12 protein-coding genes are annotated in these 12,675 nt (G+C 36.8%); 7 read left to right on the top strand and 5 right to left on the bottom strand.

What is annotated here, in order from left to right:
- Nucleotides 1-20 precede the first annotated feature (20 nt).
- Both metZ and ACLHG9_RS08340 read right to left on the bottom strand, forming a co-directional pair.
- A complete protein-coding gene (gene metZ, locus ACLHG9_RS08345) occupies nt 21-1,184 on the bottom strand; it encodes an O-succinylhomoserine sulfhydrylase (protein ID WP_410221042.1) in 1,164 nt (387 codons plus the stop codon).
- A 29-nt stretch (nt 1,185-1,213) separates the two neighbouring features.
- Nucleotides 1,214-1,630, bottom strand: coding sequence for an OsmC family protein (locus ACLHG9_RS08340; protein ID WP_410221041.1), 417 nt, complete (start codon nt 1,628-1,630; stop codon nt 1,214-1,216).
- Between the two features lie 248 nt (nt 1,631-1,878).
- Here ACLHG9_RS08340 and ACLHG9_RS08335 point away from each other — a divergent pair, with 248 nt between their 5' ends.
- Complete coding sequence (locus tag ACLHG9_RS08335; protein ID WP_410221040.1) at nt 1,879-3,021, top strand: redoxin family protein; 1,143 nt, start codon at nt 1,879-1,881, stop codon at nt 3,019-3,021.
- Nucleotides 3,022-3,033: 12 nt separating this feature from the next.
- Here ACLHG9_RS08335 and ispE read toward each other — a convergent pair whose 3' ends face one another.
- Together ispE and ACLHG9_RS08325 are read right to left on the bottom strand one after the other, a co-directional pair.
- On the bottom strand, nt 3,034-3,837 hold the full coding sequence (gene ispE / locus ACLHG9_RS08330; RefSeq protein ID WP_410221039.1) for a 4-(cytidine 5'-diphospho)-2-C-methyl-D-erythritol kinase: 804 nt from the start codon (nt 3,835-3,837) through the stop codon (nt 3,034-3,036).
- A 44-nt stretch (nt 3,838-3,881) separates the two neighbouring features.
- Nucleotides 3,882-4,412 carry a DUF1287 domain-containing protein gene (locus ACLHG9_RS08325; RefSeq protein WP_410221038.1) on the bottom strand — a complete coding sequence of 177 codons (531 nt, stop codon included), beginning with the start codon at nt 4,410-4,412 and terminating at the stop codon, nt 3,882-3,884.
- A gap of 227 nt (nt 4,413-4,639) precedes the next feature.
- Between ACLHG9_RS08325 and ACLHG9_RS08320 the strand changes: the two genes are divergently transcribed.
- The 6 genes from ACLHG9_RS08320 (at nt 4,640) to ACLHG9_RS08295 (ending at nt 11,879) form a co-directional block, all read left to right on the top strand.
- Complete coding sequence (locus ACLHG9_RS08320) at nt 4,640-5,434, top strand: thymidylate synthase (RefSeq protein ID WP_410221037.1); 795 nt, start codon at nt 4,640-4,642, stop codon at nt 5,432-5,434.
- A 136-nt stretch (nt 5,435-5,570) separates the two neighbouring features.
- Complete coding sequence (locus tag ACLHG9_RS08315; RefSeq protein WP_410221036.1) at nt 5,571-6,071, top strand: dihydrofolate reductase; 501 nt, start codon at nt 5,571-5,573, stop codon at nt 6,069-6,071.
- Nucleotides 6,072-6,180: 109 nt separating this feature from the next.
- Nucleotides 6,181-9,150, top strand: coding sequence for a protein translocase subunit SecDF (gene secDF / locus ACLHG9_RS08310; protein WP_410221035.1), 2,970 nt, complete (start codon nt 6,181-6,183; stop codon nt 9,148-9,150).
- Nucleotides 9,151-9,300: 150 nt separating this feature from the next.
- Complete coding sequence (locus tag ACLHG9_RS08305) at nt 9,301-10,590, top strand: NAD(P)/FAD-dependent oxidoreductase (RefSeq protein ID WP_410221034.1); 1,290 nt, start codon at nt 9,301-9,303, stop codon at nt 10,588-10,590.
- Nucleotides 10,580-11,029 carry a methylglyoxal synthase gene (locus tag ACLHG9_RS08300; protein WP_410221033.1) on the top strand — a complete coding sequence of 150 codons (450 nt, stop codon included), beginning with the start codon at nt 10,580-10,582 and terminating at the stop codon, nt 11,027-11,029. Before ACLHG9_RS08305 ends, ACLHG9_RS08300 begins: the two co-directional genes overlap by 11 nt.
- Complete coding sequence (locus ACLHG9_RS08295) at nt 11,001-11,879, top strand: hydroxymethylglutaryl-CoA lyase (protein ID WP_410221032.1); 879 nt, start codon at nt 11,001-11,003, stop codon at nt 11,877-11,879. Before ACLHG9_RS08300 ends, ACLHG9_RS08295 begins: the two co-directional genes overlap by 29 nt.
- On the opposite strand, the gene ACLHG9_RS08290 is transcribed toward ACLHG9_RS08295, so the two are convergent.
- The gene (locus tag ACLHG9_RS08290) at nt 11,880-12,674 is read right to left on the bottom strand and encodes a Cof-type HAD-IIB family hydrolase (RefSeq protein WP_410221031.1); all 795 of its coding nucleotides are present in this window, start codon (nt 12,672-12,674) and stop codon (nt 11,880-11,882) included.
- Between the last annotated feature and the right edge of the window lies 1 nt (nt 12,675).

Here is a 12,675-nt window from a genome sequence, read left to right as displayed (position 1 = left end):
AAATGAGATTAAATTTATTATCAATCTTTCAAAGCCTGTTCAATATCGGCAATGATATCATCTACATGCTCTAATCCAATAGACAAACGTACAGACCCTTGCTCTATCCCCACAATATTCCTTTCTTCTTCAGTTAATTTACTGTGCGTACTTGTTGCCGGATGTGTAGCTATGGAACGGGTATCGGCCAAATTTGCTGAAATAGAAAACATCTTAAGTCCATCCATAAATTTTCGTGCACCTTCAACACCATCTTTAACCACAATGGTTACAATGCCTCCTCCCATTTTCATTTGTTTTTTTGCTATCTCATACTGCGGATGCGATGGCAAGAACGGGTATTTTACCAATTTAATTTTTGGATGGTTTTCTAGATACTGCGCAACTTTTAAGGCATTTTCGCAATGACGGTCCATACGAACCGCCAATGTTTCTAAACTTTTTGACAAAAGCCACGCATTAAATGGCGATAAAGAAGGGCCACTATGACGTGCAAAAGCCACCACCTCATTAATCAATGCTTTACTCCCTAAGATGATGCCGCCCAGGGCCCTGCCTTGTCCATCAATATATTTAGTAGCTGAATGAATAGAAATATGAGCCCCCAACTTTATCGGTTGCTGTAAGTATGGAGTAGCAAAACAATTATCTACAACTAAGATCGTATTGTATTTTTTGGCCAGATCAGCTAAAAATGCTAAGTCTATAATATCAATACCCGGATTAGAGGGTGTTTCAACAAAAATGAGCTTGGTATTAGGCTTAATCAATGCTTCCCAATCTTCGGGTTTATCCAAATCCGCATAATCAAAAGTTACCCCCCATTTCGAAAAAATATGGGTAAGCAGCTGGTGGGTAGAACCAAAAACCGAACGGCTTGAAACAATATGATCGCCATTTTTTAGAAAAGTAGCAAAAGTAGTAAATATCGCTGCCATACCAGTTGCAGTAGCAAAACCGTCTTCTGCGCCTTCTAATAGAGCCATTTTTTCTATAAACTCTGAGGTATTTGGATTAGAATAACGACTATACACATTACCTTCTTTTTCATTGGCAAACAAAGCCCTCATCTCTTCGGCATCATCAAATTTATAACTCGATGTAAGGTAAATAGGTGCCGAATGCTCTTTATGGGCACTTCTTTCTGTTTGAGTGCGTATGGCTATGGTTTCAAAATTTTCCATTGTATGGGAACTACTGATTTATAAGTCTATTATCTGTTTATAGTATAGCTAAAATTGATGGTTGCCGAACGGCCTAAGATATTAGATACCGAGCAATATTTATCAAAAGTCATTTGTAAGACCCTTTTAACTTTCTCCTCACTAACCTCTCCAAACAAATCAAATCTGATATCTATTACATCAAAGATAGGTGGCATCTCTTCTTCTTTACGTGTAGCTTTAATATGGATCTTGATATCATTCAACGGTTCTCGCTGCTTGGTCAGAACATTTACCACATCTATTCCACTACAACCTCCCAAGCCTACCAAAAGCATTTCCATAGGTCTAAATCCCTTTCCCTCCCCTCCAATAGCCGGTTTGCCATCCAGCAAAACAGTATGTCCCTGCTCATTTATAGCCTCAAAATTAAATTTTCCGCTTTTACGTGTAAGGTTGATTTCCATTGATGTGTTCTCTAAGTGAAAAAGTATTTAAGCAGGCAAATTTAGCACATCTGCGCAAAATATTATTCTGTATTTTTATTTTTTTTAAACAAACAACAAAACAATGTTCTAAAAAACAAACTATACAAGTTTCAAAAGTTCATTACATTTTTTTACGATTTACTTCTTTATCTTGTGCAACATTTTAAAGCAAGTATCGTCTTTACCTAAACTAAGCAAAAACAATAATTTATCTTCTGTATTATTTTATGAAAAAGCATTTAACCCTTACCATAGCATTGTTCATCATTTACGGCATACACGCAAATGCGCAGAAATATACAATTAACGCTAACTTTAGTGGATTTAAAAATGGTACTAAATTTTATTTAAAAGATCTTGATGCAGATTTAGATATTGATAGCACAGAAATTATAGATGGAAAATTTACAATGCAAAAATCACTATCTACAGTTAAAAGCTTTTGGCTCTATGCCCGTCCCACAAAACAGGAGTTCATATATACCAACCTATTGATAGGTCCAGATAAAATACAACTTAAAGGCGACATCAAGGATTTTCCCCGAGATGTGATAAAGAACGGATCCAAATCGCAAGATGTAGCAAATATCCTTAATAACCACACTAAAGCCCTATGGGGTAAAAGAGACAGTATTGTTAATATCATTGCGCCATACCTTCTGGGTTTAAAGCCTGATACGGCGAAACACAGAACACAAGCCTTAAGCAAAGAAATGAAATCCATTGACAGCAATCTTAACAACATTACATTAAATTTCATTAAACAGCATACCAACTCACATGCAGGCTTGCAAGAATTATACTGGAAAAGGAATGAAATAGATAAAGTAGAATTTACAAAATTGTTTTCTACCGTAAGTACTGCATTAAAAAGCAGTTCTTTTGGACAACGGATAAGCAATTACATCAAAGTAGGCAATCCGGTAAAAAAAGGAGATCTGTTTTTTGATTTTGAAGCCAAAGATCTTAACAATAAGGTGTACCGGATTTCCAATTTCAAAGGAAAATACATTCTGCTCGATTTTACCGAAACTTATTGTGGCCCCTGCATACTTTCAGCAGATGCCCTTAATGCATTAAACACTAAATATGCAGATAGCTTGCAGATTATTAGTTTTTATGCTGAAAAAAACAAAGCAGTGATGCAGGAAGGCATAAAAAGAGATCAGCCCAAATGGCTTTGCATATGGGATGGTAAGGGTTCGGATAGCGAAATTACCTTAAAATATGGTGTATCAGGCTATCCTACTTTTGTTCTCATTGATCCTGAAGGAAAAATCGTATCCCGCTTCTCAGGTTTCGGGAAAAATGATGATGGTTCGAGCAATTTGGAAAAAGAGATAAACCGCTTTTTACAAAAAGATAATTAGATATTTTTGCTTCTATATGTTATAAAAAACCAAATTCTCTTTTTCCAGTTCAGGTAATTGCACAGATTGGTCAAAAATGGCAAACACAGAAGAACCACTACCGCTCATCAATGCAAACCGGGCCCCTGCTTCATAGAGTTTTGCCTTAATTTCACCAATCTGCGGAAATGCAGCAAATACAGAAGGTTCAAAATCATTTAATATGATGTCCTTCCATTCGGATAAAGGCAGCCCTGTAAGTTTTTTTAAACTTTGCAATGGTTCTTTTACGCTTACATTGGCATAGGCCTGTGCCGTTGATACATGAACAGGAGGTTTTACCAGTACCAGAAAATGGGAGCTTAGATCTATCTCCGTTTTCTCAAATTCATCGCCCTTTCCAAAAGCATAAACGGGTTTATTCTGAATAAAAAAAGCACAATCTGCACCCAATTTACGAGCGTAATTTTCCATTTCAGCTATACTGATCCCCAAATTAAATTTATCATTGATCAATTTAATTAAAAACGCAGCATCAGCAGAACCACCTCCCAAGCCTGCACCAACTGGTATATTCTTTAATAAAAGAATTTGTTGCTGTGGTAAATTGAAATCTGCCTGCAACATTTTAAAAGCACTCAGACAAATGTTATCTGTTGCTGCTCCCGGCACATCAATCCCTTTAACTATACAAGATGTCTCATCTGCATCAATCAGTTCAATTACATCATAAATCTTTATAGGGTAGAAAACCGTTTGCAGGTTATGGTAACCATCGGCCCTCTTTTCAGTTAAAAAAAGCCCTAAATTGATTTTAGCATTTGCAAAAGTTAGCATCTTATTGTGATTAATTATGCGTCATTAAAGAATATATAGTTCAACTATAGGTTATATTGGTAATGGCCTATAATCTTCCACGAAAATAAGCAGTCTGAAATTTCTTGCCCATTGGCAATATTATGTACAATTAAATAACGTTTACCATCGGCAGACTTTCTGTTGATCACCAATCCAATATGGCTTTGCTTTCCATTCAAATCCCAGCAAACAATATCACCGGGGAGGTAATCTGCTGCTTGATCCGATATACCTTTCTTTACGCCTTTTCTGCCAAAAAACACCATCAGATTCGGCACCCTGCGATGATCTATATTGGTATCGGGTTTACGCAAACCCCACTTGTTTGGGTAAAGATTAAAATTCTTTTTCATATCCTCATGTACCAATTGTTGCAGGTCTATACCTAATTTTCTGTATGCGCGTATAACCACATCTGTGCAAACACCTTTGTTTGCCGGTACATCGCCATTTGGGTAAGCTATTTTAAAATAAGAAGGGTCATAAACCACTTTCTGGTTTGTTAGCCCAATTGCGGCATCATTTAACTTAAGCGCCGTTGCACTTTGCGCCATACTGCATGTAACAAACAACTTAAAAACTAATGTAACTACAAACCTTCTTATAAACATTGCTATATATTATGCTGCTAAATTAAAAAAAGATGTTTTAAGTAAGGCTAAGCCTAATTATTTTATGTAAGCCTTAATTGTGGAAAAATCAACTCGGCCACCTTAAATGATAGCGGGGTAATTTTATTAGTTTTGTACAAATCCTGAGTTTTTTTGATAAAACCTTCACCATGAAACAATATTTAGATTTAATGCAGCATGTGCTGGATAACGGAACGCAAAAACACGACAGAACCGGAACGGGTACCATCAGCGTATTTGGCTATCAGATGCGATTTAATTTACAGGAAGGATTTCCGCTTGTAACCACAAAGAAACTGCATTTAAAATCGATCATACATGAATTGATATGGTTTTTAAAAGGCGATACCAATATCAATTACCTAAAAGAAAACGGTGTGCGCATATGGGACGAATGGGCTGATGAAAACGGAAATTTGGGTCCTGTATATGGTTCTCAGTGGCGTTCATGGCCTACACCAGATGGCAAGCATATAGACCAGATTACGCAGGTAATTAACATGATCAAGAATAATCCTGATAGCAGAAGGATTATTGTTTCGGCTTGGAACGTAGGCGAGATTGAACATATGGCCCTGCCACCCTGCCATGCTTTCTTTCAGTTTTACGTTGCCGAGGGCAAATTGAGCTGTCAATTGTACCAACGCAGTGCAGATATTTTTTTAGGCGTACCTTTTAATATTGCTTCTTACGCATTATTGACCATGATGGTTGCACAAGTATGCAATCTGCAACCCGGAGATTTCATCCATACTTTAGGAGATGCTCACTTGTATAATAACCATATTGAGCAGGCTAAACTCCAATTAAGCCGTGATCCCAAACCTTTACCGCGAATGCAGCTTAACACAAATGTTAAAGATATATTTGAGTTTAAATACGAAGATTTTACCTTATTAAACTATGACGCCCATCCTCATATAAAGGGTGTAGTTGCGGTTTAGATCGATATGATTAGTAAATTGATCAACGATATTTTTTAGCTCAAAAACAACTACAGCTTACCAAAAATTAGAAGATATTGAAGTATATGTTTAATAGAAAAAATTCTCTAATGAAGTTTGGAAAATCAATAACCTAATGATTATAACGAACAAAAAATTATCCATTGTAGTGGCAGTTTCTGCCAATAATGCCATTGGTAAAGAAAATGAGCTGCTTTGGCATTTACCAGCTGATTTAAAGCACTTTAAGAATATAACGAGCGGACATACCATTATTATGGGACGAAAAACCTACGAATCTATTGGAAGGCCGCTACCAAACCGCAGGAACATTGTAATTACCCGCAACAAAGATTACAAAATTGAAGGTGCAGAAGTTGTACATTCCTTAGATAATGCAATTGACTTGTTAGGCGAATACGAAGAGGGATATATTATAGGCGGTGAGCAGATCTACAATATAGCCTTGCCTTTTTGCGGCAAAATTTATCTTACTACCGTACATCATCATTTTGATGCCGACGCTTTTTTCCCTGAAATAGATAAAAGTATATGGAAAGAGACCGAAAAAGTAGAAAATAAAGCCGACGATAAAAATGAATTTGACTACACTTTTTCAACATTAGAAAGAATGTAACACTTTATATATAACAAAATTACATTAGGGGGTTTTATTAATTAAAAAATTAATTAGATTTGCCGACTTGTAAAAAATTAGCATAGAATAGAAAAACAATAAACAAACAATGCAAGGTAAAGGTTTTATTAAATTTATGGCAATACTTCTGGGTATTGTCTGTCTGTATTCACTTTCTTTCAATTTAGTTACTTATAACGTAGAGAAAAAAGCCAAAGAATACGCCAAAGGCGATGAGGCTAAAGAAAAAGCCTATTTAGACTCGATGGCTACAGTACCTGTATATCCAGTTTTCGGATTAACTTACCAACAGGTAAAAAGCAAGGAAATTAACTTAGGGCTAGACCTTAAAGGTGGTATGAATGTTACCATGGAGATTTCTTTAGCTGAACTTACCAAGTCTTTAGCGGGTAATACTTCAGACGAGAATTTTAACAAAGCCTTGCAAAATGCACAAGTTCAAATGAATGCAGGTGGAAAAGATTTCATCTCTTTGTTTGTTAATGAATATGAAAAACTTGTTCCAAATGGCAAACTGGCCGATTTCTTTGTAAATCCTGATAACTCTAATCAGTTGAGTCCAAATGCCAGCAATTCAGAAATCAAAACTTATTTAAATAAAGAAGCTACAAGCGCTATAGACCGTTCTTTTATCATCTTACGTAGTCGTATAGATGGTTTTGGTGTAGTTAGCCCTAATATGCAAAAGCAGGAAGGTTCTAACCGTATCTTTATTGAAATGCCTGGTGTTCAGGACAAAGAACGTGTACGTAAATTGCTTCAGGGTTCTGCCGAATTACAATTCTGGCAAGTATATCAAAACGAAGACGTTTATGGTATTTTAGAAAACATTAACAAAACGCTTGCCGTATCTGTAAAAAATCATGTTAAAGATACAACTGCTGCAAAAGTTGCAGATACAACAAAAAATGCAGGCGGTAAATTAGCGGGATTAACTAAAGGCGCTACAGCAGAAAATAAACAAGATACATCAGCAAGTGCAAAAGCTGCTGAAACTGCAAAAAGCAATCCTTTATTCTCTGTTTTAAGTATCCCTACTTATACAGCAGAAAACGGGCAACAGGGTTTACGTCCGGGACCAGTAGTTGGATGGGTACAACAAAAAGATACTGCCAGGGTTAATGCTTACTTACATAGCGCCGAAGTAAAACCTTTAATTCCCGCAACACTTAAATTCATGTGGGGCCTCAAACCTATGCAAGGCACCAAAGTTTTTGAATTGTATGCTATAAAAGTTACTTCTTTAGACGGGCGTCCGGATTTAGGCGGAGATGCAATTTCTAATGCCCGTTATGGTTACGATCAGAATAACAGACCAGAAGTAAACATGTACATGACCAGCGATGGAGCTGCAAAATGGAAAAAAATTACTGCTGAAGCATCTGCTGATCCAAACAATAAAAAAGCAATTGCTATTGTATTGGATAATACCGTTTATTCTGCTCCTACCGTTCAGAATGAAATTCCAAATGGCGTTTCTTCAATTACCGGAAGTTTTACTGTTGAAGATACCAAAGACCTTTCAAACGTATTAAAAGCAGGTAAATTACCTGCACCAGCTAAAATCGTTTCAGATTTCGTAGTAGGTCCTTCATTGGGTAAACAAGCTATTGACAGTGGTTTAATGTCATTCGTGATCGCATTTATCGTGATCCTGATCTTCATGGCATTTTATTATAACAAAGCAGGTTGGGTTGCCAACATCGCTTTATTGATCAACGTATTCTTTATTATGGGCGTGCTGGCCGCTTTTGGCGCAGTGTTAACCTTACCGGGTATTGCAGGTATCGTATTAACCATCGGTTTATCGGTAGATGCGAACATCCTGATCTTTGAACGTGTACGTGAGGAACTGGCACATGGCAAGAATACTGCAGTAGCTATCAGAGAAGGTTTTAAACACGCCATGTCGTCAATTATCGACTCAAACGTTACTTTATTCATATTAGGTATTATTCTTTTCATATTTGGTACGGGACCTGTTCAAGGCTTTGCCACTACTTTATGTGTGGGTATCCTTACTTCATTATTTGCAGCGGTATTGATTTCTCGCTTGATTTTCGAATCAATGATTGAGAAAAAATCAAACATCACTTTTGATAACAACCTTACACGTAATGCATTTAAAAATTTAGCATTCAACTTTGTTGGCCACCGTAAATTGTACTACACCATTTCGGCTATCATCATTGCTTTAGGTGTTGTTTTCTATGTTAAAAATGGCGGTCTGCACTTAGGTGTCGATTTTAAAGGTGGTAGAACTTACATTGTTAAGTTTGATAAGGCTTTAAATACCGAAGATGTATCTAAAAAATTAACAGAGAAATTTGAAGGTGAAGAAGCACTGGTAAAAACTGCCGGCACAGACCATTCTTTAAAAATTACTACGCCTTACCATATTTCTGATCAGGACCCTAATGCTGATAAAATTGTAGAAACAGCTTTAAGAAAAGGTTTAGACGAATTAGGCGCTAAATATGAGATCGGAAGTTCTCAGAAAGTAACCCCTACTATCGCAAGCGATATTATTTATGGGGCGTACGGAGCTATCTTATTCTCTTGTATCGTAATGTTTATCTATATCCTGATCCGTTTCAGAAAATGGCAATATGGTTTGGGTGCAGTAATTGCATTATTCCACGATGTACTATTGGTATTATCTTTCTATACTATTTTAGACGGTGTATTACCATTCCCATTAGAAATCGGACAAGATTTTATAGCTGCAATCTTAACCGTAATGGGTTATACCATGACAGAAACCGTTATCGTGTTTGACCGTATCCGTGAGCGTTTATCACAGCACGGAAAAGAAGATGCACATGGCGAAGAAAGAATTCAGTTGATCAATTTTGCGTTAAACAGTACCTTAAGCCGTACCATTTTAACCTCATTAACCGTATTCTTTGTGTTAATCGCTATCTTCATCTTTGGTGGTGACAGTATCCGTGGATTTATCTTCGCTTTATTGATTGGACGTATTATTGGTACATACTCTTCATTATGTATCTCTACCCCAATTGTAATCGATCTTTCAAGTGATAAAGACAAAAAATAAACTCATTTAATTAACAATTGAAAAAGCCCTGGAAAATTCCGGGGCTTTTTTATTTACACAAGATAAATCAAAAGTTTATCTTTTGATCTAAATACCGCAATCTTCTTATATTTACAAAAACTAAAGCTCACTCCTATCGGTTACTTAAATATGGAAAACAGCAGAAAAAAAATCGTAATTGTTGGCGGAGGATTTGGAGGTATAGAACTAGCTAAAAAACTAAAAAACTCCAATGTAGAAGTGCTCATTTTAGACAAGCATAACTACCATACTTTTCAACCGCTTTTATACCAGGTAGCCACAGGTGGTTTAGAAGCAGATTCAATCGCTTTTCCTATCAGAAAGATTTTTAAAGGACAAAAAAACTTTAAATTCAGGGTAACTGAAGTACAAAAAATAAATACAGATAAAAATATATTAAATACCTCTATTGGCGATATCAGCTATGATTACCTAATTATAGCCACAGGTTCAACAAGCAACTTTTTTGGACAGAGCGAAATTGAATATAACGCTATGCCTATGAAATCTATACCCGAGGCCCTAAATCTTCGTAGTATGATATTGCAAAACCTGGAAGCGGCTTTAATTGCTGAAACTCCAGAACACGAAGCCGCTTTACTCAACTTTGTTGTAGTTGGCGGAGGCCCTACAGGTGTAGAAACGGCTGGTGCAATTGCCGAACTAAAAAAACATGTTTTACGAAATGATTATCCGGAACTGGACCTTAAAAAGGTAAACATTTATTTGATAGAAGGTTCTCCTGCTCTTTTATCTGCCATGTCGGTTCAGGCACAGGAAAAATCGCGACAGTTCCTGGAAGAAATGGGTGTTACGGTTTATACCGAAACCCGGGTACAATCTTACGATGGAAAAACATTGGTTTTAGGTGAAGGGAAACAAATCAGTTCATCGACAGTGATTTGGAGCGCAGGTGTAAAAGGTGCGGTTATAGAAGGTTTAAATCCTGATGTTATCGTTAGAGGCAACAGAATTAAAGTGGATGTAACCAACAAGGTTGAAGGCTATGAAAATATTTTTGCCATTGGCGATGTAGCCGCAATGATTACCGATCAGACTCCTAACGGACATCCAGGCGTAGCCCCGGCTGCCATACAGCAAGGTAAACAACTGGCTCAAAATATTTTAGCGATATTGGATAACAAGCCTACTAAAGCATTTGAATATTTCGATAAAGGTTCTATGGCAACAGTTGGCCGTAACAGAGCAGTAGTAGATATTAGGAAGGTACGTTTTCAGGGTGTGTTTGCATGGTTTGCATGGATGTTTGTACATTTGATGACTTTGGTGGGCTTTAGAAACAAGCTTGTGGTTTTTGTAAACTGGGTTTGGAGCTATTTCAGTTATGACAGGGGCACACGATTAATTATACGCCCGTATAAAAAGAAAAATTTAGAACATACTTCAAATGATATATAAAGAACTCTCTGCACGTAAAACCATTGCCTTAGTTGCACATGATCATAAAAAAGATGATTTATTACGATGGGTAAACAAGCATCGTAACCTGTTAAAAAATCATGATTTAATTGCTACCGGGACCACAGGCAAACTGGTTGAACAGAGTTTAAACTTATCAGTACAGAAATTACTTAGCGGTCCTTTGGGGGGCGACCAGCAGATTGGTGCACTTATTGCCGAAAGCAAAATAGATGTATTGATTTTCTTTTGGGATCCTATGGAAGCGCAACCTCATGATCCTGATGTAAAAGCCTTACTGAGAGTGGGTATTGTTTGGAATATACCTATGGCCTGTGATGTAGCTACTGCCGATTTCATCATGTCATCACCATTTATGCAAAACACCTATAAAGCAGAACTTACAGATTATGACGCCTACAAAAATAGAAAATTATAGTCCTATTAAGTTAGTTGAATGCCCACGTGATGCCATGCAGGGTTTACACAATTGGGTACCTACGCAGATCAAGGCCGAGTATATCAACCTGTTGTTAAAAGTAGGTTTTGATACTTTGGATTTTGGCAGTTTCGTTTCCCCAAAAGCTATCCCGCAGATGCGTGATACAAGAGAGGTTTTGGATCAGCTTGATTTAAATAACACACAAACAAAATTATTAGCCATCGTAGCTAATATAAGAGGTGTTGAAGATGCCATTCAACATCCTGAAATTACTTATCTAGGTTTTCCTTTTTCTATATCAGAAACTTTTCAGCAACGCAATACCAATAGCAGCATAGCCGATTCTCTTGTTACCGTGGAAGAAATGCTTAATCTTTGTCACAAACACCATAAAACAGCTGTAGTATACCTATCAATGGGTTTTGGTAATCCCTATGGTGATGAGTGGAACATAGAGATTGTAGAAAAATGGGCAGATACTTTAGTAAGCAAAGGTGTGCAGATTCTTTCATTGGCAGATACTATTGGCATATCCACTCCCGAAAAAATCGGCCATATCTTACCTCCTTTGATCAAAAAATTTGACCGCACAGAAATTGGCGTTCACCTGCACAGTACGCCTCAAACTCGTATAGAAAAAATTAATGCAGCGTACATAGCAGGTTGTAAACGTTTTGACAGTGCTTTAAAAGGGTATGGCGGTTGTCCAATGGCAAAAGATGATCTTACAGGCAACATTGCAACAGAAGATGTGATGAATTACCTGGAAGAGAAAAAAGAAGTGCTCCAGTTTGATAAGACATATTTATCTAAAGCCATGGCTTTTACCGGAAAGGTATTTCTATAATTATATCATTTTCAGATATTTAAGCGCTTTATAAACTCCATCTTCATCGGCAGAATGGGTTACATAATTAGCTGCCTGTTTAACATCTGTATTGGCTGTTCCCATTGCAACCCCAAAACCACAACCTGCAAGCATGGGCTTATCATTTCCCCCATCACCAAAAGCCAAAGTCTTGCTAATATCTATGCCAAAACGTTCTGCCATTTTAGTAATCCCGGCCATTTTATTTAAACCTTTGGGATTAATATCTGCAAAATAAGGCATCCATCTTGAGCTTTCTACATTACGCATTACCGTATTTACCACAAAATGCTCTTTATCTTCATCAACAAAAATATTAAGCTGTGTAATATCATCTGTACGCAGTAACAAAGGATCGGCAATTTCAGGGACAGGAATGTTTAAAAAATTAAAAGTTCGCTCTGCATAATCATTTACATGGTTAATGGAGAAATGCCCCAGTTTCATCACAGAAAATGCCAGATTTTCCTGTACAGAATAATCAATAAGCTGTTTTACATCCCATTCATCAATATAAGAGATATGAAAAATATCACGTTTATCATCAGTACAGATTACACCATTATTAAAGATATAACCATCAAATTCCAATTCTTGTAAAGCAGGAAAACCATCCAAGCTACGCCCTGTAGCTATAAATATTTTAATGCCTTGATTTTTTAAAGCATGTAATGACCGCATGGTAGATAAACTGATCTGATGCGTATCAAAGCCCTGCAGAGTTCCATCAAAATCAAAAAAAACTGCTTCAGTCTGGTGTAGAAGTCCATTCATG

Origin of the sequence: Pedobacter sp., assembly GCF_046462515.1 — a bacterium.
Taxonomy (GTDB): Bacteria; Bacteroidota; Bacteroidia; order Sphingobacteriales; family Sphingobacteriaceae; genus Pedobacter.
Note: the sequence above shows the minus strand (reverse complement) of the source record. Positions and strands in the feature narration are given on the sequence as shown.

Bases quoted from the DNA above. Each gene is read 5' to 3' on its own strand.
- metZ (WP_410221042.1), bottom strand. From the start codon at position 1,184: ATGGAAAATTTTGAAACCATAGCCATACGCACTCAAACAGAAAGAAGT.
- ACLHG9_RS08340 (WP_410221041.1), bottom strand. From the start codon at position 1,630: ATGGAAATCAACCTTACACGTAAAAGCGGAAAATTTAATTTTGAGGCT.
- ACLHG9_RS08335 (WP_410221040.1), top strand. From the start codon at position 1,879: ATGAAAAAGCATTTAACCCTTACCATAGCATTGTTCATCATTTACGGC.
- ispE (WP_410221039.1), bottom strand. From the start codon at position 3,837: ATGCTAACTTTTGCAAATGCTAAAATCAATTTAGGGCTTTTTTTAACT.
- ACLHG9_RS08325 (WP_410221038.1), bottom strand. From the start codon at position 4,412: ATGGCGCAAAGTGCAACGGCGCTTAAGTTAAATGATGCCGCAATTGGG.
- ACLHG9_RS08320 (WP_410221037.1), top strand. From the start codon at position 4,640: ATGAAACAATATTTAGATTTAATGCAGCATGTGCTGGATAACGGAACG.
- ACLHG9_RS08315 (WP_410221036.1), top strand. From the start codon at position 5,571: ATGATTATAACGAACAAAAAATTATCCATTGTAGTGGCAGTTTCTGCC.
- secDF (WP_410221035.1), top strand. From the start codon at position 6,181: ATGCAAGGTAAAGGTTTTATTAAATTTATGGCAATACTTCTGGGTATT.
- ACLHG9_RS08305 (WP_410221034.1), top strand. From the start codon at position 9,301: ATGGAAAACAGCAGAAAAAAAATCGTAATTGTTGGCGGAGGATTTGGA.
- ACLHG9_RS08300 (WP_410221033.1), top strand. From the start codon at position 10,580: ATGATATATAAAGAACTCTCTGCACGTAAAACCATTGCCTTAGTTGCA.
- ACLHG9_RS08295 (WP_410221032.1), top strand. From the start codon at position 11,001: ATGACGCCTACAAAAATAGAAAATTATAGTCCTATTAAGTTAGTTGAA.
- ACLHG9_RS08290 (WP_410221031.1), bottom strand. From the start codon at position 12,674: ATGAATGGACTTCTACACCAGACTGAAGCAGTTTTTTTTGATTTTGAT.